The sequence below is a fragment of the Micromonospora sp. NPDC048930 genome (genome assembly GCF_043197935.1).
In the GTDB taxonomy this organism is placed as follows: Bacteria; Actinomycetota; Actinomycetes; order Mycobacteriales; family Micromonosporaceae; genus Micromonospora.
Genome location: NZ_JBICUB010000013.1, coordinates 130842 through 153908 on the forward strand (window position 1 = coordinate 130842; position 23067 = coordinate 153908).

20 protein-coding genes, 1 pseudogene and 1 riboswitch are annotated in these 23067 nt (G+C 74.7%); of the genes and pseudogenes, 19 read left to right on the forward strand and 2 right to left on the reverse strand.

Going from position 1 to position 23067, the window contains the following annotated elements; translation table 11 throughout:
* Window positions 1-13: 13 nt before the first annotated feature.
* From coaBC to ACGFI9_RS28595, 9 genes and pseudogenes are all read left to right on the forward strand, one after another.
* The gene (gene coaBC / locus ACGFI9_RS28555; RefSeq protein WP_393182719.1) at window positions 14-1222 is read left to right on the forward strand and encodes a bifunctional phosphopantothenoylcysteine decarboxylase/phosphopantothenate--cysteine ligase CoaBC; all 1209 of its coding nucleotides are present in this window, start codon (window positions 14-16) and stop codon (window positions 1220-1222) included.
* A gap of 83 nt (window positions 1223-1305) precedes the next feature.
* A complete protein-coding gene (gene metK / locus ACGFI9_RS28560) occupies window positions 1306-2511 on the forward strand; it encodes a methionine adenosyltransferase (protein ID WP_393182721.1) in 1206 nt (401 codons plus the stop codon).
* A 59-nt stretch (window positions 2512-2570) separates the two neighbouring features.
* Window positions 2571-4619, forward strand: a complete 2049-nt coding sequence (locus ACGFI9_RS28565) for a primosomal protein N' (RefSeq protein ID WP_393182723.1) — start codon at window positions 2571-2573, stop codon at window positions 4617-4619.
* A 267-nt stretch (window positions 4620-4886) separates the two neighbouring features.
* The gene (locus ACGFI9_RS28570; protein ID WP_393182725.1) at window positions 4887-5870 is read left to right on the forward strand and encodes an AAA family ATPase; all 984 of its coding nucleotides are present in this window, start codon (window positions 4887-4889) and stop codon (window positions 5868-5870) included.
* Between the two features lie 114 nt (window positions 5871-5984).
* A pseudogene (locus tag ACGFI9_RS28575) lies at window positions 5985-7228 on the forward strand (cytochrome P450).
* A gap of 43 nt (window positions 7229-7271) precedes the next feature.
* The gene (def, locus tag ACGFI9_RS28580; RefSeq protein ID WP_393182727.1) at window positions 7272-7832 is read left to right on the forward strand and encodes a peptide deformylase; all 561 of its coding nucleotides are present in this window, start codon (window positions 7272-7274) and stop codon (window positions 7830-7832) included.
* Window positions 7833-7837: 5 nt separating this feature from the next.
* Complete coding sequence (fmt, locus tag ACGFI9_RS28585; RefSeq protein ID WP_393182828.1) at window positions 7838-8764, forward strand: methionyl-tRNA formyltransferase; 927 nt, start codon at window positions 7838-7840, stop codon at window positions 8762-8764.
* Window positions 8761-10404 carry an RsmB/NOP family class I SAM-dependent RNA methyltransferase gene (locus tag ACGFI9_RS28590; protein ID WP_393182728.1) on the forward strand — a complete coding sequence of 548 codons (1644 nt, stop codon included), beginning with the start codon at window positions 8761-8763 and terminating at the stop codon, window positions 10402-10404. The genes fmt and ACGFI9_RS28590 overlap by 4 nt, the downstream gene beginning before the upstream one ends.
* A gap of 281 nt (window positions 10405-10685) precedes the next feature.
* Window positions 10686-12425, forward strand: a complete 1740-nt coding sequence (locus ACGFI9_RS28595; RefSeq protein ID WP_393182730.1) for a M28 family peptidase — start codon at window positions 10686-10688, stop codon at window positions 12423-12425.
* Window positions 12426-12477: 52 nt separating this feature from the next.
* Here ACGFI9_RS28595 and ACGFI9_RS28600 read toward each other — a convergent pair whose 3' ends face one another.
* Complete coding sequence (locus ACGFI9_RS28600; protein ID WP_393182732.1) at window positions 12478-13368, reverse strand: septum formation family protein; 891 nt, start codon at window positions 13366-13368, stop codon at window positions 12478-12480.
* Window positions 13369-13444: 76 nt separating this feature from the next.
* The gene (locus tag ACGFI9_RS28605) at window positions 13445-14332 is read right to left on the reverse strand and encodes a septum formation family protein (RefSeq protein WP_393182734.1); all 888 of its coding nucleotides are present in this window, start codon (window positions 14330-14332) and stop codon (window positions 13445-13447) included.
* A 256-nt stretch (window positions 14333-14588) separates the two neighbouring features.
* Here ACGFI9_RS28605 and rpe point away from each other — a divergent pair, with 256 nt between their 5' ends.
* The 10 genes from rpe (at window position 14589) to ACGFI9_RS28655 (ending at window position 23035) form a co-directional block, all read left to right on the forward strand.
* Window positions 14589-15269 carry a ribulose-phosphate 3-epimerase gene (gene rpe / locus ACGFI9_RS28610; protein ID WP_393182736.1) on the forward strand — a complete coding sequence of 227 codons (681 nt, stop codon included), beginning with the start codon at window positions 14589-14591 and terminating at the stop codon, window positions 15267-15269.
* Window position 15270: 1 nt separating this feature from the next.
* Window positions 15271-16227 carry a response regulator gene (locus tag ACGFI9_RS28615; RefSeq protein ID WP_393182738.1) on the forward strand — a complete coding sequence of 319 codons (957 nt, stop codon included), beginning with the start codon at window positions 15271-15273 and terminating at the stop codon, window positions 16225-16227.
* 81 nt (window positions 16228-16308) lie between these two features.
* Window positions 16309-16481: riboswitch (FMN riboswitch) on the forward strand.
* 167 nt (window positions 16482-16648) lie between these two features.
* The gene (gene ribD / locus ACGFI9_RS28620) at window positions 16649-17710 is read left to right on the forward strand and encodes a bifunctional diaminohydroxyphosphoribosylaminopyrimidine deaminase/5-amino-6-(5-phosphoribosylamino)uracil reductase RibD (protein WP_393182740.1); all 1062 of its coding nucleotides are present in this window, start codon (window positions 16649-16651) and stop codon (window positions 17708-17710) included.
* Window position 17711: 1 nt separating this feature from the next.
* Window positions 17712-18323 (forward strand): riboflavin synthase, encoded by a 612-nt coding sequence (locus tag ACGFI9_RS28625; RefSeq protein WP_393182742.1) that lies wholly within the window; start codon window positions 17712-17714, stop codon window positions 18321-18323.
* On the forward strand, window positions 18323-19018 hold the full coding sequence (gene pnuC, locus ACGFI9_RS28630) for a nicotinamide riboside transporter PnuC (RefSeq protein WP_393182744.1): 696 nt from the start codon (window positions 18323-18325) through the stop codon (window positions 19016-19018). Before ACGFI9_RS28625 ends, pnuC begins: the two co-directional genes overlap by 1 nt.
* Window positions 19015-20280 (forward strand): bifunctional 3,4-dihydroxy-2-butanone-4-phosphate synthase/GTP cyclohydrolase II, encoded by a 1266-nt coding sequence (locus ACGFI9_RS28635; protein WP_265008422.1) that lies wholly within the window; start codon window positions 19015-19017, stop codon window positions 20278-20280. Before pnuC ends, ACGFI9_RS28635 begins: the two co-directional genes overlap by 4 nt.
* Window positions 20281-20282: 2 nt before the next feature.
* The gene (gene ribH / locus ACGFI9_RS28640) at window positions 20283-20780 is read left to right on the forward strand and encodes a 6,7-dimethyl-8-ribityllumazine synthase (protein ID WP_393182746.1); all 498 of its coding nucleotides are present in this window, start codon (window positions 20283-20285) and stop codon (window positions 20778-20780) included.
* Window positions 20781-20921: 141 nt separating this feature from the next.
* The gene (locus ACGFI9_RS28645) at window positions 20922-21185 is read left to right on the forward strand and encodes a phosphoribosyl-ATP diphosphatase (RefSeq protein ID WP_036375234.1); all 264 of its coding nucleotides are present in this window, start codon (window positions 20922-20924) and stop codon (window positions 21183-21185) included.
* A gap of 45 nt (window positions 21186-21230) precedes the next feature.
* Entirely contained in the window at window positions 21231-22076 is an 846-nt protein-coding gene (hisG, locus tag ACGFI9_RS28650) for an ATP phosphoribosyltransferase (RefSeq protein ID WP_393182748.1), read from the forward strand.
* On the forward strand, window positions 22073-23035 hold the full coding sequence (locus ACGFI9_RS28655) for a DMT family transporter (protein WP_393182750.1): 963 nt from the start codon (window positions 22073-22075) through the stop codon (window positions 23033-23035). The genes hisG and ACGFI9_RS28655 overlap by 4 nt, the downstream gene beginning before the upstream one ends.
* Window positions 23036-23067: the final 32 nt, after the last annotated feature.

Consider the following 23067-nt stretch of genomic DNA (forward strand, 5'->3'; position numbering starts at 1 on the left):
CCCACCCGCGCCGATGACCGCCGAGATCGTCCTCGGGGTCGGCGGCGGCATCGCCGCCTACAAGGCGTGTGAGCTGCTCCGGCTCTTCACCGAGTCGGGCCACCGGGTCCGGGTCGTGCCGACCGCGTCGGCGCTCCGCTTCGTCGGGGCGCCGACCTGGGCGGCGCTCTCCGGCCAGCCGGTCGCCGACGACGTCTGGTCCGACGTGCACGAGGTGCCGCACGTCCGGCTCGGCCAGCACGCCGACCTCGTGGTGGTGGCCCCGGCGACCGCCGACCTGCTCGCCAAGGCCGCCCACGGCCTCGCCGACGACCTGCTCACCAACACCCTGCTGACCGCCCGCTGCCCGGTCGTGCTCGCCCCGGCGATGCACACCGAGATGTGGGAGCACCCGGCCACCGTGGCCAACGTGGCCACGCTGCGCGCGCGGGGGGTCCGGGTGATCGAGCCGGCCGTCGGGCGGCTCACCGGCGCCGACACCGGCAAGGGCCGGCTGCCGGAGCCGGCGGAGATCTTCGCGGTCGCCCGCCGCGCCCTCGCCCGGGGCGTCGCCGCCCCGGCCGACCTGGCCGGCCGCCACGTGGTGGTCACCGCCGGCGGCACCCGCGAGCCGCTCGACCCGGTCCGGTTCCTGGGCAACCGCTCCTCCGGCAAGCAGGGGTACGCGTTCGCCCGCGCCGCGGTCGCCCGGGGCGCCCGGGTCACCCTGATCACGGCCAACGTCGCGCTCGCCGACCCGGCCGGGGTGGACCTGGTCCGGGTCGGCACCACCGAGGAGCTGCGCAAGGCGACCCTGGCGGCGGCCGCGGACGCGGACGCCGTGGTGATGGCCGCCGCCCCCGCCGACTTCCGCCCGGCCACCTACGCGCCGGGGAAGATCAAGAAGGCGGACGACGGCAGCGCGCCCACCATCGAGCTGGTCACCAACCCCGACATCGCCGCCGAGCTGGGCCGATGTCGCCGGCCGGAGCAGGTGCTGGTGGTCTTCGCCGCCGAGACCGGGGACGCCGAGGCGAACGGGCGGGCCAAGCTCGCCCGCAAGCGGGCGGACCTGATCGTGATCAACGAGGTGGGCGTGGACAAGGTCTTCGGCGCCGAGACCAACGCCGCCACCGTGATCGGGGCGGACGGGTCCGTGCACCGGCTGCCCGAGCAGCCCAAGGAGGACCTGGCCGACGCCGTCTGGGACCTCGTCGTGGCCCGCCTGACCGAGCCGTCCTGACGACTGGTCACGTGGCCGTTCCCGGGGTCACCCTGGATCACGGTGACTAAACTGCCGCCGAGTGACCTTTCAAAAGTTTTCACATGCTTAGGAGTGCCGTGACACGTCTCTTCACGTCCGAATCGGTCACGGAAGGCCACCCGGACAAGATCGCCGACCAGATCAGTGACGGCATTCTCGACGCGCTGCTCGCCAAGGACCCGCACAGCCGGGTCGCGGTCGAGACCCTGATCACCACCGGGCAGGTGCACGTCGCCGGCGAGGTCACCACCAAGGCGTACGTCGACATCCCGACCATCGTCCGCGAGACGATCCTGGAGATCGGGTACGACTCGTCGAAGAAGGGCTTCGACGGCTCCTCCTGCGGCGTCAGCGTCTCCATCGGCGCCCAGTCCCCGGACATCGCGCAGGGCGTGGACAACGCGTTCGAGCTGCGTACCGGCGGCTCGGAGAGCGCGCTGGACGCGCAGGGCGCCGGCGACCAGGGCATGATGTTCGGCTTCGCCTGCTCGGAGACGCCCGAGCTGATGCCGCTGCCGATCGCGCTCGCCCACCGGCTGGCCCGGCGCCTGGCCGCGGTGCGCAAGGACGGCACCGTGCCGTACCTGCGGCCGGACGGCAAGACCCAGGTGACCATCGAGTACGACGGCCTGCGCCCGGTCCGCCTCGACACGGTCGTGGTCTCCAGCCAGCACGCCGCGGACATCTCGCTCGAATCGCTGCTCACGCCGGACATCCGCGAGCACGTCATCACGCCCGAGCTGGAGGGCCTCGGCCTGGAGACCGAGGGCTACCGGCTGCTGGTCAACCCGACCGGGCGGTTCGAGATCGGCGGCCCGATGGGCGACGCCGGCCTCACCGGCCGGAAGATCATCGTCGACACCTACGGCGGCTACGCCCGCCACGGCGGCGGCGCCTTCTCCGGCAAGGACCCGTCCAAGGTGGACCGCTCCGCCGCGTACGCGATGCGCTGGGTCGCCAAGAACGTGGTCGCCGCCGGCCTCGCCGAGCGCTGCGAGGCGCAGGTCGCGTACGCGATCGGCAAGGCGCACCCGGTGAGCCTGTTCATCGAGACCTTCGGCACCGAGACCGTGCCGGTCGCCTCGATCGAGAAGGCCGTCGCCGAGGTCTTCGACCTGCGCCCGGCCGCGATCATCCGGGACCTCAACCTGCTCCGCCCGATCTACCAGCAGACCGCCGCGTACGGCCACTTCGGCCGCGAGCTGCCGGATCTGACCTGGGAGAGCACCGACCGGGCCGCCGACCTCAAGTCGGCCGCGGGAGCCTGACCGGCACCAGGCACAGCGACCGGCGACCCGCCCCGGGGTCGCCGGTCGCTCGTGTCTGCGTGGACCTGCCCCTGGCCCACCTCGACCGGCCGTTCGACTACCTGGTCCCCGCCGAGCTCGACGACGCGGCGCAGCCCGGCGTACGGGTGAAGGTGCGCTTCGCCGGCCAGCTCGTCGACGGCTGGCTGCTGGCGCGGGCCGAGCGGTCCGACCATCCCCGGCTGGCGTACCTGGAGAAGGTGGTCTCCCCGGTCCCGGTGCTGGCCCCGGAGGTGGTCCGGCTGGCCCGCGCGGTCGCCGACCGGTACGCCGGCAACCTCGCCGACGTGCTCCGGCTCGCCGTCCCGCCCCGGCACGCCCGGGTGGAGAAGGAACTCACCGCCGCCCCGGCGGCCGACGGCGCGGCCCCGGCGGAGGGCACCGGAACGGCCGACGGCGCGGCCCCGGCGGAGGGCACCGGAACGGCCGACGGCCCGGACCCGGCGGAGGGCGCCCGCCCGGCCGCCGGCGGTGCCTCGTCCGGAGCCGCGTCGGCCGCCGTCGCCGGTGGGCCGGTCGACCCGCGCGGCTGGCGGGACTACCCGGCCGGGCCGGCCCTCCTGCGCGCGCTCACCGACGGGCGGGCACCCCGCGCGGTCTGGTCCGCGCTGCCCGGCGAGGACTGGGCGGCCCGGTACGCCGACGCCGTCGCCGCCACCGTGGCCGGCGGCCGGGGCGCCCTGCTCGTGGTGGCCGACGCCCGGGACCTGGACCGCCTCGACGCCGCGCTCACCGACGCCCTCGGGCCGGGCCGGCACGTCTGCCTCTCCGCCGCGCTGGGCCCGGCCCGCCGCTACCGGGCCTTCCTCGCCGCGCTGCGCGGCGACGTGCCGGTGGTCGTCGGCACCCGGGCGGCCATGTTCGCCCCGGTCGACCGGCTCGGCCTCGTGGCGATCTGGGACGACGGCGACGACCTGCACGCCGAGCCCCGGGCGCCGTACCCGCACGCGCGTGAGGTGCTGCTCACCCGGGCCCAGCTCGGCGGGGCGGCCGCCCTGGTCGGCGGGTACGCCCGGACCGCCGAGGCGCAGCTGCTGGTGGAGACCGGCTGGGCCCGGGAGGTGGTCGCCGACCGGACGACCCTGCGGGCCCGGGTGCCGGCGATCGCCCCGACCGGGGACGACCCGCAGCTGGCCCGCGACCCCGGCGCCGCCTCCGCCCGGCTGCCCAGCCTGGCCTGGACCACCGCCCGGGACGCGCTCCGCGCCGACCTGCCGGTGCTGGTCCAGGTGCCCCGCCGTGGCTACCTGCCCTCGGTGTCCTGCGCCGACTGCCGTACCCCGGCCCGCTGCCCGCACTGCGCGGGGCCGCTCGCCCTGCCGGCGGCCGACGGCGCGCCGGCCTGCCGCTGGTGCGGCCGGGGCGTCGCCGCGTACGCCTGCCCGGAGTGCGGAGGCCGCCGGCTGCGGGCCGCGGTCACCGGGGCCCGGCGGACCGCCGAGGAGCTGGGCCGGGCCTTTCCCGGCGTGCCGGTGCGCACCTCCGGCCGCGAGGAGGTGCTCGGCACGGTGCCCGGTGGCGCGGGCCTGGTGGTCGCCACCCCGGGCGCCGAGCCGGTCGCCGAGGGCGGGTACGGGGCCGTGCTGCTGCTCGACTCGTGGGCGCTGCTCACCCGGGCCGACCTGCGGGCGGGGGAGGAGGCGCTGCGCCGCTGGCTGGCCGCCGCCGCGCTGGCCCGGCCCGGCCCGGCGGGCGGCCGGGTCGTGGTGGTGGCCGACGGCGGCCTCGCCCCGGTGCAGGCGCTGCTGCGCTGGGACGCGCCCTGGTTCGCCGCCCGGGAACTGGCCGAGCGGCGCGAGCTGGGCTTCCCGCCGGCGGTGCGGATGGCCAGCGTCACCGGACCGGCGGAGGCGGTGGCCGACCTGCTCGCCGGGGCCCGGCTGCCCGACGGCGCCGAGGTGCTCGGCCCGGTGCCCGCCGACGAGGGGCGGGAGCGGATGCTGGTCCGGGTGCCCCGGGCCCGGGCCGCCGCCCTGGCGCAGGCGCTGCACGTCGCCGCCGGGCAGCGCAGCGCCCGTAAGGCCGCCGACCCGGTCCGGCTCCAGGTCGATCCGCTCGCCCTGTTCTGAGCCGGCCCCGGCGTGGCGTGCGTGCCGGCCCGGCTGGTCGCCGACGGTCGTGACCAGGGGTTTGTCGCACACCTCGTGCGGCAAATCGGGAAACAGCCCGTGATAACCTTTCCCGTCATGCCCGGGTGAACGACGGCTCCAGGTCGCGGCGCGGCGTCAGACGCGCCGAGCTGGACTTGTCGGAGGGTCGCGCGCACAGGCGGCAGCGCGGGGAGCCGAGGCCAAATCGATGATGTCAATCAGCCGGTGAGCAGGGGTGGACCAGTCGTGACCGTTCGTCAGTCGATCGTCTTCAACGGTGACCTCGGCAGCGGCAAGAGCACCGTCTCCGTCGAGATCGCCAAGCGGCTGAACATGCGCCGGGTCAGCGTCGGCGACCTCTACCGGCAGATGGCCGAGGAGCGGCAGATGACCGCCCTCCAGCTGAACCTGCACGCCGAGCTGGACCAGGCCGTCGACGGCTACGTCGACCAGCTCCAGCGGGACATCGCCGCCTCCGGCGAGCGCCTGGTGATGGACTCCCGGCTGGCCTGGCACTTCTTCACCGACGCGCTCAAGGTGCACATGATCACCGAGCCGACCGAGGCGGCCCGCCGGGTGCTCGCCCGGCCGTCCGGCCCGGCCGAGAGCTACACCTCGATCGAGGAGGCGAAGGCCAAGCTCCGGGAGCGCAGTGAGAGCGAGCGCGGTCGGTTCATCGTGCGGTACGGCGTCGACAAGGCCCGGCTGCGCAACTACGACCTGATCTGTGACACCACCCGGGCCACCCCGGAGCAGGTGATCCAGCACGTCATCGACGTGTACGAGGGCCGGCTCGGCGCGGACGTGCTGCGCGACGGGCAGCCGCTGCTGCTGCTCGACCCGGCCCGGGTCTACCCGACCGAGGACGTCGCCGCCCTGCGCGGGCTCTGGGACTCGGAGTTCGTCGGCGACGTGGCCGGGGCCGGCGACGAGGCCCTGGCGCCGCTGACCATCGGCTACACCGGCGAGTACTTCTTCCTGGTCGACGGGCACCGCCGGCTCAGCGCCGCCCTGCAGAGCGGGTTCCCGCTGGTGCCGGCCCGGCTGGTCGCCGAGGTGGAGGAGCCGGTGGTCGGCGGGATGAGCGCGGTCGACTACTTCGCCGCCCAGGTCCGCCCCAGCCTGATCCACGACTGGGAGGCCGCGCACGGCCTCCAGCTCCCGCTGCCCGAGCACGCCCTGCTCGGCGGGGACGCGGTGCTGGCCGGGGAGCCGGGCACCGGCGCCTGAGCCGGCCTCCGGGCGGCGCGCGGGATCGCCGGACCGGGCGTACCGGAGCATGATGAAGGTCTCCGACCCCTGGGGAGGCCGACCGTGGACCCTGCCGACGCCCTCGCGCTGCTGATGTCCCCCGCGGGACGGGTCGACCCGTACCCGACCTACGAGCAGCTGCGCGCGCACGGGCCGGTGGTCCAGGCCGGGCCGGTCTTCTACCTGGTCACCGGGTACGCCGAGGCCGACGCGATCCTCCGCGACGCCCGGTTCGGGGTGATGGACGACGCGCTGCGGGACGAGTTCCTGCCCGGCTGGCGGGAGAGCCCGGCCGCCCTGTCCATCTCCCGGTCGATGCTGCGCACCAACCCGCCCGACCACAGCCGGATGCGGCGGCTGGCGGCCGGCGCGTTCACCCCGCGCCGGATCGCCGCCATGCGGGACGTGGTCGTCGCCCAGGCCGACGAGCTGATCGACGGGATGCTTGCCCGGGGCCGGGACGGCACGCCCGTCGACTTCCAGGCCGAGTTCGCGTACCCGCTGCCGGTGGGGTGATCTGCGCGCTGCTCGGGGTCCCGGCGGCCGACCGGCCGCTCTTCCGGCGCTGGGCGACCGACCTCACCGGCATCCTGGAGCCGGAGATCACCCCGGAGGAGCTGGCGGTGGCCGACCGGGGCGCCAGCGAGCTGCGCGACTACTTCACCGAGCTGGTCGCCGCCCGCCGCCGGGCCCCGGCCGACGACCTGACCACCGCGCTGGTGCAGGCGCACGACGCCGATGGCGGCCGGCTCTCCGGCGACGAGCTGCTGGCCAACCTGATCGTGCTGCTGGTGGCCGGCTTCGAGACCACCACCAACCTGCTCGGCAACGGCCTGGTGGTGCTGCTGGACCACCCCCGCGCGGCGGCGACCCTGCGCGACCACCCGGAGTTCGCCTCCGGGTACGTGGAGGAGCTGCTGCGCTACGACTCCCCGGTGCAGCTGACCTCCCGGATGAGCACCGCCCCGAGCCGGCACGGCGACCTCGACCTGCCCGCCGGGAGCTGGACGCTCGTGCTGCTCGGCGCCGCGAACCGGGATCCCCGCCGCTACCCGGAGCCGGGCCGCTTCGACCCGTGGCGCCCGCAGGTCCACCCGCTCTCGTTCGGCGCCGGCCCGCACTACTGCCTGGGCGCCGCGCTGGCCCGGCTGGAGGCGCAGGTGGCCTTCCCGCTGCTGCTGCGCCGGCTGCCCGCGCTGGCCCTGGCCGGGACGCCCGAGCGGCGGGTCCGGCTGACCCTGCGCGGGTACGCCACCCTGCCGCTCACCGTCGGTGACGAGGCGCCGCCGGCCGCCGATCGCGGTACGCCGGCCGGGACGGCGGGGGCGACTCCGTAGACTGGTACGGCACCACTCGTCCCAGTTGAAGGAGCCACCCCGCGTGACCGTCCAGCCCATCCGTCTGTTCGGGGATCCGGTGCTGCGCACGCCGGCCGATCCGGTCGTCGACTTCGACGCCGAGCTGCGCAAGCTGATCGCCGACCTGACCGACACGATGCGCGAGCAGAGCGGGGCCGGCCTGGCCGCGCCGCAGCTCGGGGTGGGCCTGCGCGTGTTCACCTTCGACGTCGACGACGTCCTCGGGCACCTGGTCAACCCGGTGCTGGAGTTCCCGGACGAGGAGGAGCAGGACGGTCCGGAGGGGTGCCTCTCCATCCCCGGGCTCTACTTCGACACCAAGCGCCGGCAGAACGTCATCGCCAAGGGCTTCAACGGCTACGGGGACCCGCTGCAGATCGTCGGCACCGGCCTGATGGCCCGGTGCGTCCAGCACGAGACCGACCACCTCGACGGCGTGCTCTTCGTGGACCGGCTCGACCCGGCCGGCCGCAAGGCGGCCATGAAGGCGATCCGCCAGGCCGAGTGGTACGACCCGGCCGCCCCGCCCACGGTCAAGGTCAGCCCGCACGCCGCCGGCAACCCGTTCGGCCTGGGGCGGTGACCCGGATGCGCCTGGTCTTCGCCGGTACGCCGGCCGTCGCCGTCCCCGCCCTGGACGCCATCGCCGCGTCCGGCCACGAGCTGCTGGCCGTGGTCACCCGACCCGACGCGCCCGCCGGCCGCGGCCGGGGCCTGGTCCGCTCGCCGGTCGGCGCCTGGGCCGACGCGCACGGCGTCGAGGTGCTCACCCCGGCGAAGCCCCGCGAGCCGGAGTTCCTGGACCGGCTCCGCCAGCTGGCCCCGGACTGCGTGCCCGTGGTCGCGTACGGGGCGCTGGTGCCGCCGGTTGCGCTGGAGATCCCCCGGCACGGCTGGATCAACCTGCACTTCTCGCTGCTGCCCGCGTGGCGCGGCGCGGCGCCCGTGCAGCACGCCGTGCTGCACGGCGACGAGCTCACCGGCGCCAGCGTCTTCCAGCTGGAGGAAGGGCTGGACACCGGCCCGGTGTACGGCACGGTGACCGACGAGATCCGCCCCACCGACACCTCCGGCGACCTGCTGGAGCGGCTGGCCCACTCCGGCGCCGGCCTGCTGGTGGCCGTGCTCGACGCGCTGGCGGCCGGCACCGCCCGGGCCGAGCCGCAGCCCGTCGACGGGGTGTCCCTCGCGCCGAAGCTGACCGTCGAGGACGCCCGGGTCCGCTGGGCCGACCCGGCGTTCGCGGTCGACCGGCGGATCCGCGCCTGCACGCCGGCCCCCGGCCCGTGGACCATCTTCCGCGGCGACCGGGTGAAGCTCGGCCCGGTCACCCCGGTGGCCAACGGCCCGGAGCTGAAGCCGGGCGAGCTGCTGGTGGAGAAGTCCCGCGTCCTCGCCGGCACGGCGACCGTGCCGGTGCAGCTCGGCGAGGTGCGGGCGGCCGGCAAGAAGGCCATGTCGGCGAGCGACTGGGCGCGCGGCGCCCGGGTCGCCGCCGGCGAGGTGCTCGCGTGACGGGGCCGTCCGAGCCCCGGGGTGAGGGCTCCTCCGCCGACGGCCCGCGCGGCGGGTCCGCCGGCCGCCCCTCCGGCGACCGCGGCGAGCGGCCCGCCGGGGGCGAGCGGAGCCAGCGGTACGCCGGTGGCGGGCGGTCCGGCGACGGCGGCCGGTTCGCCGGCCGTGACCGGTCCCGCGAGGGCGGTCGCCCGACGGACGGGCAGCGCGGTGAACGCCCCGGCCGCCGGGCCGACGGGGGCCGCGAGGGGCGCTTCGGCGGTGGCCGCCGGCCGCCACGACCCGCCGTCGACCTGCCCCGGCACGTGGCGTACCAGGCGATCGCCGCGGTGCACCGGGACGACGCGTACGCCAACCTGGTGCTGCCGACGATGCTGCGCGAGGAGGGGCTGATCGGCCGGGACGCCGCCTTCGCCACCGAGCTGACCTACGGCACGCTGCGCCACACCGGCACCCTGGACGCGATCATCACCGACGCGGCCGGCCGGGACGTGCAGCGGATCGACCCGCCGGTACGGGACGCGCTGCGGCTCGGGGCGTACCAGCTGCTGCACACCCGGGTGCCGGCGCACGCGGCGGTCTCCTCGACCGTGGACCTGGTCCGCGCCGTAGGCCCGGGCGCCACCGGCTTCGCCAACGCCGTGCTGCGCGAGGTGGCCACCCGGGACGCCGACGGCTGGGTGGACAAGCTGGCCCCGTCGGCCGAGACCGACCCGATCGGCCACCTGGCGCTGGCGTACAGCCATCCGCAGTGGATCGTGCGGGCGTTCGCCGAGGCGCTCGGCGGCGACCTGGGGGAGACCGCCCGGCTGCTCATCGAGGACAACGAGCGCCCGCCGGTGCACCTGTGCGCCCGGCCGGGGCTGGCCGACCCGGTGGAGCTGGCCGACGAGGTGGGCGGCGCGCCCGGCGCCTTCTCGCCGTACGCGGTCTACCTGTCCGGCGGCGCGCCGGGCGAGCTGCCGGCGGTGGCCGAGGGACGCGCCCACGTCCAGGACGAGGGTTCCCAGCTGGTGGCGAACGCCCTCGCGGTCGCGCCGCTGGACGGGCCGGACGGCCGGTGGCTGGACCTGTGCGCCGGGCCGGGCGGCAAGGCGGGCCTGCTCGGCGCGCTCGCCGCGCAGCGCGGCGCCCGGCTCACCGCGGTCGAGGTGGCCGAGCACCGGGCCCGGCTGGTCGCCCAGGCCACCCGGGGCCTGCCGGTGAACGTGCTGAACACCGACGGGCGCACCGTCGGCGCCGACCCGAAGCTGCCGGAGGGGCACTTCGACCGGGTGCTGGTCGACGCCCCGTGCACCGGGCTGGGCTCGCTGCGCCGCCGGCCGGAGTCCCGCTGGCGCCGCCAGCCGGCCGACCTGCCGCCGCTGACCCGGTTGCAACGGGAACTGCTCACCGCGGCGTTGCGCGCGGCGCGCCCGGGCGGCCTGGTCGCGTACGTCACCTGCTCGCCGCACACGGTGGAGACGCACGTGACGGTGACCGAGGCGTCCCGCCGCTGCGGCTTCCCGGTGGACTTCGTCGACGCCCGGACGCTGCTGCCCGCCGGCATGCCCGGCCTCGGCGACGGCCCGACAGTGCAGCTCTGGCCCCACCGCCACGGCACCGACGCCATGTTCCTCGCAGTCCTCCGCAAGGGCTGACCCCCACCCCCCAGCTCCGGCCGAGGTGATCAAGGAGTTTGCGTCGCCGCGAGGCGTTTTTCTGACGCGAACTCCTTGGTCACCGGGCGCGGGGAGTCCGGGGCGCCCAGGGGGAGGTGGGGGAGGGGTGTTCGTGCGGGATGTGTGACAGCCGGTTGACTCTTATATCGATACATGTAACTGTTCCGATCACCGGTCCGTCGACGCCGAGGCTTCCACCGGAGCCCACGGGTCGCGCCCACCCCGCCCGTCCACCCCGCCGACCCCCACGAGGAGTCCCCATGAGACGTAGCACCCCGACCGCGGGCCTCGCGCTCGCGCTCTTCGCCGCGATGACGGCGACCCTGGCCGGCACCTCCGCGTCCGCCGCCCCCGCCCCGGTGGTCGCGGCCCCCGCGCTCGCCGCCGCCGCGGCACCGGACATCTCGGTGACCAACGTCCAGGCCCACCTCACCCAGTTCAACACCATCGCCACCAACAACGGCGGCAACCGGCGGGCCGGCTCGGCCGGCTACACCGCCTCCGTGGCGTACGTGAAGGGCAAGCTCCAGGCCGCCGGCTACACGGTCACCGAGCAGACCTGCACCACCTGCACCTACCCGGGCAACAACCTGATCGCCGAGTGGCCGCAGGGCCCCGCCGACCAGGTCATCATGTTCGGCGCCCACCTCGACAGCGTCTCCGCCGGCCCGGGCATCAACGACAACGGCTCCGGCTCGGCCACCCTGCTGGAGAACGCCCTGGTGCTGGCGAGCCAGAACCCGACGATGACCAAGCGGGTCCGGTTCGCCTGGTGGAACGGCGAGGAGCAGGGACTGCAGGGCTCGAAGTTCTACGTCAACCAGCTCAGCGCCACCCAGAAGAGCTACATCAAGGCGTACTACAACTTCGACATGGTGGCCTCGCCCAACGGCGGCTACTTCATCAACCGGATCACCTCCGCCACCGCCGCGCCGCTGAAGGCGTACTGGGACTCGTTCAACCTCCAGCCGGAGGAGAACACCGAGGGCCAGGGCCGCAGTGACGACTACTCGTTCGCCAACGCCGGCATCCAGACCTCCGGGTACGCGGCGGGCGCCAGCTACACCAAGACCTCCGCGCAGGCCAGCAAGTGGGGCGGCACCGCCGGGGCGGCGTACGACTCCTGCTACCACCGGGCCTGCGACACCACCAGCAACATCAACGCCACCATCCTCAACCGCAGCGCCGACGGGGTGGCGTACACGATCTGGCAGCTCGCGGTCGGCGGCACGCCGACCAACGACTTCTCCGTCTCGGTGAGCCCGACCTCCGGCAGCGTCGCCCAGGGCGCCGCCACCACCGCCACCGTCAGCACCGCCACCACCAGCGGCAGCGCCCAGACGGTGAGCCTGTCCGCGTCGGGTGCCCCGAGCGGGGTGACGGTGAGCTTCAGCCCGTCCTCGGTGACCTCCGGCGGCTCGGCCACCATGACGGTCAGCGCCTCCTCGACGGCCGCCACCGGCACGTACACCATCACGGTCACCGGCACCGGCGCGGTCACCCACAGCGCCAGCTACAGCCTCACCGTGACCGGCACCGGCGGCTGCGCCGGCGGCCAGCTCATCGGCAACAGCAGCTTCGAGTCGGGCACCACGCCGTGGACCGCCACCTCGGGTGTGATCACGAACGATTCGAGCCAGGCGGCCCGGACCGGGTCGTACAAGGCGTGGCTGGACGGGTACGGCAGCTCGCACACCGACACCCTGTCGCAGTCGGTGACCCTGCCGGCCGGGTGCGCCAGCTACACCCTCGCCTTCTGGCTGCACATCGACACCGCCGAGACCACCTCGTCCATCGCGTACGACAAGCTGACCGTGCAGGTCGGCAGCACCACGCTGGCGACGTACTCGAACCTGAACAAGGCCACCGGCTACACCCAGCGCACCTTCAACCTCGCCGCGTACGCGGGGCAGACGGTGACGCTGAAGTGGACCGGTGTCGAGGACGCCTCCCTGCAGACCAGCTTCGTCATCGACGACGTGACGTTGCAGGTCGGCTAGATGGCGCCCCCGGGGCGGGTCGGGCCGTCGGGCCCGCCCCGCCCCGCTCCGCTCACCGGACCGGCAGCGCCCTGCTGCCGCCGCCCTTGACCGAGCGGGTCAGCGTGCTGTCCGACAGCCACAGGAAGCACTGCACGCCCCGGTTGCCGTCCTTCCACTCCTCCTCGAGCGGGTGGTAGACGATCGTGCCGGCGCGGTACTGCATGTCGCTGTTGTCGGGCACCTTGGCGTACTTGGCGATCAGGCTGCGGCACGCCTTGTGCGTCCGGACCGAGGAACGCTGGAACTGCGCGTACGGGACGTCCGGGAACTGGTAGACGCCGACGAACTCGGCGTGGTGCTTGGCGGTGCAGGCGACCGGCGCCATCTCCTCGATGTCGTCCTTGACCAGCTTCGGATTGAAGCACCCGAAGGCGAGCGGGGAGCCCGGCTTGAGCGCGCCCCGCACGCTGGCGGTCCGCGTGGTGATGCTGCCGTCGTCGAGGCTGGCCACCTCCGACACGTCGCAGCGGAACCAGCGGGCGCCGCCGGTCCAGGCCGACGCCGAGGGGAAGATCACCGAGAGGATCAGCCGGCCCGAGCGCCAGTCCGCCCCGACCGCCTTGTTGACCTGCCGGTCGCACTCCGACCGAGCGGCGCGCATCCCGGTCGACCCGGTCCGCGGCGGCGCGGACCGGTCGGCGTCCGGGCCGGCCAGGGTGCCGACATGCAGGGTCTCGGCCCGGTGCGAGACGGTGCAGTCGACCGGGTTGTAGCCGCTGAGGTAGCCGACGTCCTGGACGGTGGCGTGGCAGACCCCGGCCGCCGGCACGAACGCCTTCGCGGCCGGCAGCGCCGGCCAGTCGTCGGCCAGGTCCCGGTCCACCCCGCCCGGCGCGCCGCAGCCGGCGAGCGCCAACGCCGCCGTCACCCCCACGGCGGCCGCCGTCCACCATCGCCGCATCGCACCGACCTCCCCGTCGTCGTGGTCGCGCCGACCGGCACGTATGCCACGGCGCTGCAGCATACGGCACCGGGGCTCAGGTGACGGGTAGTCCCTCCGGGCCGACCCCGCGCATCGAGCGGGTCAGCTTCCGGTCGTCGCTCCACAGGAAACAGCGCACCCCCCGGTCGCCCTCCGCCCACTCACGCTGGGACGGGGGATAGAAGATCGAGCCGGCCCGGTACGGCAGGTCGCTGTTGTTCGGCACGTTGGCGAAGGCGGCGATCAGCGCCATGCAGCGGCGGTGCGTCTGCGGCGCGTTGCGGGTGAAGTCCGCCCAGCTCATGTCGCGTTCCTCGTAGACGCCGACGAACTCGGCGCGGTGCGGCTCAGTGCAGAGCACCGGGGCCATGTAGTTGAGGTTGTCGTCGATCAGCTTCGGGTCGAAGCAGCGGTGGACGAGGGGGTTGTCGCCGACCAGCGCGCCGCGCAGGCTGCCCACCCGGTTCACCGGACGGGTGTTGTCGATGCTGTCGGTCTCGGCGACGTCGCACCGGTACCAGCGTGCCCCGGCCCGCCAGGCGGCCACCGTGGGCAGCGCGATGTTCATGGTGAGCCGGGCGGCGTGCCAGTCCCCGCCGATGACCTCCCGGGCCCGCTGGTCGCACTCGGCCCGGGCGACCCGCAGCGCGGGGGAGCCCGGCTCGGGGCGGGCGCCGGCCGCGGCGGCCCCGGCGAAGGTGCCGACGTGCACCACCTCGGACAGGTGACTGCGCGCGCAGTCCACCGTCTCGTACGTGCCGGCCTGCACCACGGCCGTGATCCGGGGCAGGCAGGCGTTGGTGGCGGGAATGAACATCCGGGGCGCCGGGAGCGCGGGCCAGTCGTCGGTCAGGTCACCGTCGGCCCGGTGTGTCCGGACGCAGCCAGCCAGGACCATCGTCGCCGTGCCGGCCAGCGCCAGCGCCAGGAGCCACCGTCGCATCGTCCGCCCTTTCCGGGAGATGACAGCGGTCGCCGCGGCCCGTCGGGCGTTCTCCGCCACCGGGCGCGCAGCTTACGTGACCGTCCCCGTTGGAGTGTCGCTGTCTTTCCACCGATCGGCCAGTCGCGCCTGGCTCCTCGTCCCGGATTTTTCTCCGGACGGACGCATTCTGCACCGGGGGTCACGTCTGGATCACAGCGAGTCCCGTCGGTGCCGCGCTGCGAGCGGTGGGTGACCGCGTTCGTACACTGGCCCCGTGACCGTACCGCCGCCGATCGTCGCCCCCAGCATCCTGGCCGCCGACTTCGCTCGCCTCGCCGACGAGGTGCGCGCCGTCGAGCACGCCGCCGACTGGTTGCACGTGGACGTCATGGACAACCACTTCGTGCCGAACCTGACCATCGGGCTGCCCGTGGTGCAGAGCCTGCGCGCGGCGACCGAGCTCCCGTTCGACGTGCACCTCATGATCGAGGACCCGCGCCGCTGGGCGCCCGGGTACGCCGACGCCGGGGCGTACAACGTCACGTTCCACGCCGAGGCGTGCGACGACCCGGTGGCGCTGGCCAAGGACCTCCGCTCGGCCGGCGCGAAGGCGGGGCTGGCCATCGACCGGGACACCCCGATCGAGCCGTACCTGGAGCTGCTGCCCAGCTTCGACACGCTGCTGATCATGACGATCAAGGCCGGCTTCGGCGGCCAGCGGTTCATCCCGCAGCTGCTGGACAAGGTGCGCACCGCGCGCCGGCACGTGGCCGGCGGCCACCTGGAGCTGCGCATCGAGGTCGACGGCGGGATCGCCGCCGACACCATCGAACAGGCCGCCGAGGCGGGTGCCGACGCCTTCGTGGCCGGCACCGCGGTCTACGGCGCCGACGACCCGGCCGAGGCGGTACGCCGGCTGCGCGGCCTGGCGGAACGCGCGATGACCGGGGCCTGACGTGGACCCGGCCGGCGACCGTCCCGACGTCATCCTGGTCGTCGACGACGACGCGGACATCGCCCGCTTCGTCGAGTTCAACCTGCGGCTGCACGGCTTCGAGGTGCTGCACGCCAGTGACGGCCAGGAGGCGCTGGAGGTCATCGAGCGGCAGCGGCCCGACCTGGCCGTGGTGGACCTGATGATGCCCCGGATCGACGGGCTGGAGCTGACCCGCCGGCTGCGCGCCGACCCGATGACCTCGGCCCTGCCGGTGATCATGCTGACCGCCAAGGGCATGACCGTGGACAAGGTCAACGGGCTCGCCGCCGGCGCGGACGACTACCTGGTCAAGCCCTTCGACACCGCCGAACTGGTCGCCCGGGTCAGCTCCACGCTGCGGCGCAACAAGGAGTTCCGGGAGGTCTCCCCGCTGACCGGACTGCCCGGCAACAGTCGGATCCGCCGGGAGATCAGCGACCGGGTGCGCAGCGGCGTGGACTACGCGGTCGGCTACATCGACATCGACCGGTTCAAGAGCGTCAACGACCGGTACGGCTTCGTCCGCGGCGACGAGTTCATCTCCGCCCTGGCCCGCAGCCTGCACCGGGCGGTGGTCTCGATCGGGCTGCCGCCGGCCTTCCTGGGCCACGTCGGCGGCGACGACTTCGTCATCGTCTGCACCCCCGCCCAGATCCGGCCGCTGACCAGCCGCGCGGTGGTCGACTTCGAGAAGGCCGCCGACGCCCTCTACGACCCGACCGACCGGGAGCGCGGCTTCGTCGAACTGAAGGACCGGCGCGGCAACATCCGGCGGGCCGCCCTGGTCACGCTCTCCATCGGGGTCTCCCTCTCCGACGCCAACAAGCGGTTCACCGACCCCCTGGAGGCGATCGCGGTGGCCTCGGAGATGAAATCGGTCGCCAAGAGCCAACCCGGGTCGTACGTCGCGGTCGACCGGCGTAGGGGCGTACCGTGACACCCCTGTTCTCCCTGTGAGGTACCTCGCCTCTGTGGCGCCACCCCCGGCAGAACGTGTAAGACTTCCCGTGTACCCACCACGCGCTGGCGGGGCTCGGTGAAATTCCGAACCGGCGGTGATCCACGGTCCGACCGTGGTAAGCCCGCGACCCGGACGGCTTCGGCCGGACGGTGGACCTGGTGAGAATCCGGGGCCGACGGTTGGGGTGCGGCTCGTCCGCCCCCAGACAGTCCGGATGGGAGACAGCGCGCGGGACGGGGAGGCCTCTGCCGGCCGCCGCGTTGTCGGCCGCCGTCCGGGCCCCCCGGGGTCGGCGCCGCCGTCCCCGGATCTCCGCCGCCGCCTGTCCGCGGCACCCGTGCCGCCACTCCCGCCCCCGCCCGCGCGCGACCGGCGAGCGAGAGGGCAGGGGCAGGCGATGGCGAGCGTCTCCGTCGACGAGGCGATGCGTCGCGCGATCGCGCTGGCCGCCCGCGGCCTCGGCACCACCAGCCCCAACCCGGTGGTCGGCTGCGTGCTCCTCGATCCGGACGGCGAGGTCGTCGGGGAGGGATTCCACGCGTACGCGGGCGGACCGCACGCCGAGATCGTCGCCCTCGCCCAGGCCGGCAAGCGCGCCCGCGGCGGCACCGCCGTCGTCACCCTGGAACCCTGCGACCACACCGGCCGCACCGGCCCGTGCAGCCACGCGCTCATCGCCGCCGGGGTCGCCCGCGTCGTGGTGGCCGTCCCGGACCCCAACCCGGTCGCCTCCGGCGGCGCGGCCACCCTGCGCGCCGCCGGAATCGAGGTCGAGATGGGGGTGCGCGCCGAGGAGGCCGAGGCCGGCAACATCGCCTGGCTCACCTCGATGCGGCGCGGCTGGCCGTACGTGATCTGGAAGTACGCGGCCACCCTCGACGGGCGGTCCGCCGCCGCCGACGGCACCAGCATGTGGATCACCTCGGAGGCGGCCCGGATCGACGTGCACGCCCTGCGCGGCACCGTGGACGCGGTGATCGCCGGGGTGGGCACCGTGCTCGCCGACGACCCCCGGCTCACCGCCCGCAACCTGCGCGACGGCACCCTGGCCATCCGGCAGCCGCTGCGCGTGGTGGTGGACAGCTCGGGGCGTACCCCGGTCGAGGCCCGGGTCCGCGACGGCGCCGCCCGGACCTGGATCGCCACCGCCGCGGAGGTCGGGGCCGGCCCGGACGGCCGGGTCGACCTGCCGGCGCTGCTCGCGGAGCTGCACCACCGCGGCGTCCGGGCCGCCCTGCTGGAGGGCGGTCCCCGGCTGGCCGGCGCGTTCCTCGCCGCCGGCCTGGTCGACAAGATCATCGGGTACGTCGCGCCGAAGCTGCTCGGCGCCGGCCCCACCGCGCTGCTCGACGCGGGCGTGACGACCATCGCCGACGCCATCGAACTCGAACTCACCGACGTTACGCAGGTCGGTCCCGACCTGCGGATCACCGCGCTGCCCCGGAAGAGGGAGGCCTGACATGTTCACCGGCATCGTCGAGGAGCTGGGCGAGATCGTCCGGACCACCGAGACCGGGGGCGACTCCGCGCTGGTCGCGATCCGCGGCCCGCTGGTCACCTCCGACGCCCGGCACGGCGACTCGATCGCGGTCAACGGGGTCTGTCTGACCGTGGTCGACGTCGACGGCGGCGTCTTCACCGCCGACGTGATGGGGGAGACCCTGCGCCGCACCGCGCTCGGCGCGCTGCGCCCGGGCGACCCGGTCAACCTGGAACGCGCCGCCGCGCTGAACAGCCGGCTCGGCGGGCACCTCGTCCAGGGCCACGTCGACGGGGTCGGCGAGGTCGTCTCCCGGGAGCCGGCCGCGCAGTGGGAGACGGTCCGCTTCCGGCTGCCGGCCGGGCTGGCCCGGTACGTGGTGGAGAAGGGCTCGATCACCGTGGACGGCGTCTCGCTGACCGTCGCCCAGGTCGGCGACGACTGGTTCACCGTCGGGCTGATCCCGACCACCCTCAAGCTCACGACCCTCGGCGCCAGGGGGGTCGGCGACCCGGTCAACCTCGAGGTGGACGTGCTGGCCAAGTACGTCGAGCGGCTGCTCGGCGACCGGGCCGCCGGAGGTGCCCGGTGATGGGCCCGCTCGGCTGGCTGCTCGACGCCCAGGTCGTCGTCGCCGGCTCGCCGGTGCTGGTCCGGGAGATCGTCGGCAACGTCTTCGGCCTCGCCTCCGCGCTGCTCGGGCTGCGCCGGCTGGTCTGGGCCTGGCCGGTCGGCATGATCGGCAACGCGCTGCTGTTCACCGTCTTCCTCGGCGGCGTCTTCGCCACCCCGCAGGCGCACGACCTCTACGGCCAGGCCGGCCGGCAGGTCTTCTTCTTCGCGGTCAGCGTGTACGGCTGGTGGCGCTGGTCGCGCAACCGGCGGGCCGGCGGTGGGGAGCAGTCGGCGGTCACCCCGCGCTGGGCCACCTGGCGGGAGCGGCTCGGCCTGCTCGCCGCCGCCGTGATCGGCACCGCTCTGGTGGACCCGGTGCTGGCCGCGCTCGGCTCGTGGGGGCCGCTGCCGGACGCCTGGATCCTGGTCGGCAGCCTGCTCGCCACCTACGGCATGGCCCGCGGCTGGGTGGAGTTCTGGCTGATCTGGATCGCCGTCGACGCGGTCGGCGTACCGCTGCTGCTGCAGGGCGGGTTCTACCCGTCGGCCGCCATGTACCTGGTCTACGGCGGGTTCTGCGTGGCCGGCCTGGCCGCCTGGTGGCGCACCTCCCGGGCCACCCCGCCCGCCCGCACCCCGATCCCGCCGACGTACTCGGAGGCTGTGGCATGAGCACATTCGGCTCCATCGAGCAGGCGGTGGCGGACATCGCCGCCGGCCGGCCCGTCGTCGTGGTGGACGACGAGGACCGGGAGAACGAGGGCGACCTGATCTTCGCGGCCGAGCTGGCCACCCCGGAGCTGGTCGCGTTCATGGTCCGCTACACCTCGGGGTACATCTGCGTGCCGCTCACCGAGAGCGAGTGCGACCGGCTGGACCTGCCGCCCATGCACCACACCAACCAGGACCGGCGGGGCACCGCGTACACGGTGACCGTGGACGCCCGGGAGGGGATCAGCACCGGCATCTCGGCCGCCGACCGATCGCACACCATCCGGCTGCTGGCCGACGCCGCGACCGACCCCACCGACCTGGCCCGCCCCGGGCACGTGGTGCCGCTGCGCGCCCGCGAGGGCGGGGTGCTGCGCCGGCCCGGGCACACCGAGGCGGCCGTCGACCTGACCCGGCTGGCCGGGCTGCGTCCCGCCGGGGTGCTCTGCGAGCTGGTCAACGACGACGGCACCATGATGCGCCTGCCCGACCTGGAGAAGTTCTGCGCCGAGCACGGGCTGACCCTGATCACCATCGCCGACCTGATCGCGTACCGGCGGCGCACCGAGAAGCAGGTGGAGCAGGTCGCCGACGCGCGGATGCCCACCCCGTACGGGGTGTTCCGGGCGCTCGGCTACCGCAGCGACTTCGACTCGGCCGAGCACGTGGCGCTGGTCATGGGCGACCTCGGCGACGGGCGGGACGTGCTGGTCCGGGTGCACTCCGAGTGCCTCACCGGGGACGTCTTCGGCTCGCTGCGCTGCGACTGCGGCCCGCAGCTGCAGGCCGCCCTGGCCCGGGTCGGCCAGGAGGGGCGGGGCGTGGTGCTCTACGTGCGCGGCCACGAGGGGCGGGGCATCGGCCTGCTGCACAAGCTGCAGGCGTACCAGCTCCAGGACCAGGGCCGGGACACCGTGGACGCGAACCTCGACCTGGGGCTGCCCGCCGACGCCCGCGACTACGGCACCGGCGCGCAGATCCTCTACGACCTCGGCGTCCGCTCGATGCGGCTGCTGACCAACAACCCGGCCAAGCGGGCCGGCCTGGAGGGGTACGGCCTCACGGTGAGCGGCCGCGAGGGGCTGCCCATCCGGTCGAACCCGGAGAACGTGCGTTACCTGCGGACCAAGCGGGACCGGATGGGCCACCTCCTGGAGGGGCTGGACGAGGTGACCGAGGCGCCGATGGGCCGCCCGGTCGCCGGCGACGAGATCGGAGCATAGGCATGGCGGGTTTCGGGGAGCCGGGCGTCACCGCGGTGGACGCCGCCGGTTTGACCGTCGGCATTGTGGCGGCGCGCTGGCACGGCGACCTCACCGACCACATGGTCGACCGGGCGGTGGCGGCCGCCGAGGCGTGCGGCGCGCGGTCGGTGGTGGCCCGGGTGGCCGGGTCGGTCGAGCTGCCCGTGGTGGCCCAGGCGATGGCCCGCCGGTACGACGTGGTGGTCGCCCTCGGCGTGGTGGTGCGGGGCGCCACCGCGCACTTCGACTACGTCTGCCAGTCGGTCACCGAGGGGCTGACCCGGGTCGCGCTGGACGAGGGCAAGCCGGTGGCGCACGGGGTGCTCACCGTGGACACCATCGAGCAGGCCCGGGACCGGGCCGGCCTGCCCGGCTCGGCGGAGGACAAGGGCTGGGCGGCCACCGTGGCGGCGCTGGACGCCGCCCTGGCCATCCGTGGCCTGGACGCCACCAACGGCCACCGCGTCGGCTTCGCCTGACCACGCTGCCACTCCCGCCGCCCGCTTACCAAGATCACGCACGACCACGGGGCCGCCGGGGTGTCCAGGATGTGGTCGGCGTCCCTTCGGGGCGGACCCGGGGGGCGTGGTCACCCGGGGCGGCTGGAAGAATCGCCTTCCGTGAAGACGTTCGAGGAGTTGTTCGCCGAGCTGCAGGCCAAGGCCGCCGCCGGCACCCCGGGCTCGGGCACGGTCGCCGCGCTCGAGAAGGGGGTGCACTTCATCGGCAAGAAGGTGGTCGAGGAGGCAGCCGAGTCGTGGATGGCCGCCGAGCACGAGGGCCCGGAGCGGGCCGCCGAGGAGATCTCCCAGCTGCTCTACCAGGCCCAGGTGCTGATGCTCGCCACCGGTCTCGAACTGAAGGACGTCTACCGACATCTGTGAGTGCCCCCATCCGCTGATCACCTGATCGATCGAAGGAGCACTCCCATGCTGCGTGTCGCCGTACCCAACAAGGGCGCGCTGGCCGAGTCGGCCGCCCAGATGCTGCGCGAGGCGGGCTACCGCCAGCGCACCGACCCGAAGGACCTGGTCTGCCGGGACGAAGCCAACGACATCGAGTTCTTCTACCTGCGCCCCAAGGACATCGCCACCTACGTCGGCTCGGGTGACCTCGACGTCGGCATCACCGGCCGGGACCTGCTGGTCGACTCCGGCGCCCCGGCCGAGGAGATCGTCGACCTCAACTTCGGCCGGGCCACCTTCCGGTTCGCCGCCCGCCCCGACGACGTCGACTCGGTGCAGCAGCTCGGCGGGCACCGGATCGCCACCGCGTACCCCGGGCTCGTCGAGCGGCACCTGGCCGAGCTGGGCGTCAAGGCCGAGGTGATCCGCCTGGACGGCGCGGTGGAGAACGCCATCCGGCTCGGCGTCGCGGACGTGGTCGCCGACGTGGTGGAGACCGGCGCCACGCTGCGCCAGGCCGGCCTGGTGGTCTTCGGCGAGCCGCTGCTGCGCTCCTCGGCGGTGCTGGTCCGCCGGGTCGGCGCGCCCGGCTCCGCCCAGCAGGAGCAGCTGCTGCGCCGGCTGCACGGCGTGCTGGTCGCCCGCCGGTACGTGATGCTCGCCTACGACGTGCCGGCCGGCCTGCTGGACCGGGCCAGCTCGCTCACCCCGGGTATCGAGTCGCCGACCGTCTCCCCGCTGCACCGGGAGGGCTGGGTCGCGGTGCAGGCGATGGTCCTGCGCGACGACGTGCACCGGATCATGGACGAGCTCTACGAGCTGGGCGCCCGGGCGATCCTGGTCACCAACATCCACGCCTGCCGGCTGTGAGGCCGCTGCCGGTTCCGGCCGCCCTGTCCGTGGTCGTCCTCGGCGGGGTGGCCTCGGCCGCGCAGGGGCTGGTCAACGCCGAGCTGGGGGAGCGCGCCGGCGATCCGATCGTCGGCGCGGTGGTCAACAACCTCGGCGGCTGCCTGCTCGTCCTGCTCGGGCTGGTCGCCGTGCCGTCGATGCGGGCCGGGCTGGCCGGGTTGCGCCGGTCCGGGCTGCGCTGGTGGGCGTACCTGGGCGGGCTGGGCGGGGCGGCGATCGTGGTGATCGCCCCGTTCGTCGTGCCGGCGCTGGGCGTGGCGATCTTCACGATCGCGCAGGTGGCCGGGGGCAGCCTCGGCGGGCTGGCCGTCGACCGGGCCGGGCTGGCGGCGACCGGCCGGCTCCCGCTCACCGGGCCGCGGGTCGTCGGGGCGCTGCTCGGGATCGCCGCGGTGACCCTCGCCCAGCTCGGCCGGCCGGTCGGCGACCTGGCGGTGGGGCTGGTGCTGCTCTCGGTCGCCGGTGGCCTGGCGGTGGCGCTGCAGTCCGCGCTCAACGGGCGGGTGGCCGCGGCCGTCGGCCCGGCCGCCGGGCTGGCGGTGAACTTCGCGGTCAGCACGTCGGCGATCGCGGTGGTGGCGGGGCTGGCCGGCGTGCTGGTCACCCACCCCAGCTGGCCCGCGCAGTGGTGGCTCTACGGGGGCGGCCTGCTCGGGGTCGGCATCGTGCTCTCCCTGCTGGTCGGCGTCCGCGCCGCCGGGGTGCTGCGGACCGGCCTGGCGCTGGTGGCCGGGCAGCTCGGCGGGGCGCTGCTGCTGGACGCGGTGCTGCCCGGCGGGGCCGGGGCCCGGCTGCCGGTGCTGGCCGGCGCGGCGCTCACCGTGCTGGCGGTGCTGGTCGCCGGCGTACGCCGACGGCCGCCGGTCCGTGTGGCGGCGGAACGCGAGCCCGAACCGGATGGCAGACTGGTCGGGTGAGCGAGCGAACCATCAGGCCCGGCGGCGGGAGC

Bases quoted from the DNA above. Each gene is read 5' to 3' on its own strand.
- coaBC (WP_393182719.1), top strand. From the start codon at position 14: ATGACCGCCGAGATCGTCCTCGGGGTCGGCGGCGGCATCGCCGCCTAC.
- metK (WP_393182721.1), top strand. From the start codon at position 1,306: ATGCTTAGGAGTGCCGTGACACGTCTCTTCACGTCCGAATCGGTCACG.
- pnuC (WP_393182744.1), top strand. From the start codon at position 18,323: ATGGGCCCGCTCGGCTGGCTGCTCGACGCCCAGGTCGTCGTCGCCGGC.
- ACGFI9_RS28625 (WP_393182742.1), top strand. From the start codon at position 17,712: ATGTTCACCGGCATCGTCGAGGAGCTGGGCGAGATCGTCCGGACCACC.
- hisG (WP_393182748.1), top strand. From the start codon at position 21,231: ATGCTGCGTGTCGCCGTACCCAACAAGGGCGCGCTGGCCGAGTCGGCC.
- fmt (WP_393182828.1), top strand. From the start codon at position 7,838: ATGCGCCTGGTCTTCGCCGGTACGCCGGCCGTCGCCGTCCCCGCCCTG.
- ACGFI9_RS28595 (WP_393182730.1), top strand. From the start codon at position 10,686: ATGAGACGTAGCACCCCGACCGCGGGCCTCGCGCTCGCGCTCTTCGCC.
- ribD (WP_393182740.1), top strand. From the start codon at position 16,649: ATGGCGAGCGTCTCCGTCGACGAGGCGATGCGTCGCGCGATCGCGCTG.
- ACGFI9_RS28605 (WP_393182734.1), bottom strand. From the start codon at position 14,332: ATGCGACGGTGGCTCCTGGCGCTGGCGCTGGCCGGCACGGCGACGATG.
- ACGFI9_RS28635 (WP_265008422.1), top strand. From the start codon at position 19,015: ATGAGCACATTCGGCTCCATCGAGCAGGCGGTGGCGGACATCGCCGCC.
- ACGFI9_RS28600 (WP_393182732.1), bottom strand. From the start codon at position 13,368: ATGCGGCGATGGTGGACGGCGGCCGCCGTGGGGGTGACGGCGGCGTTG.
- ribH (WP_393182746.1), top strand. From the start codon at position 20,283: ATGGCGGGTTTCGGGGAGCCGGGCGTCACCGCGGTGGACGCCGCCGGT.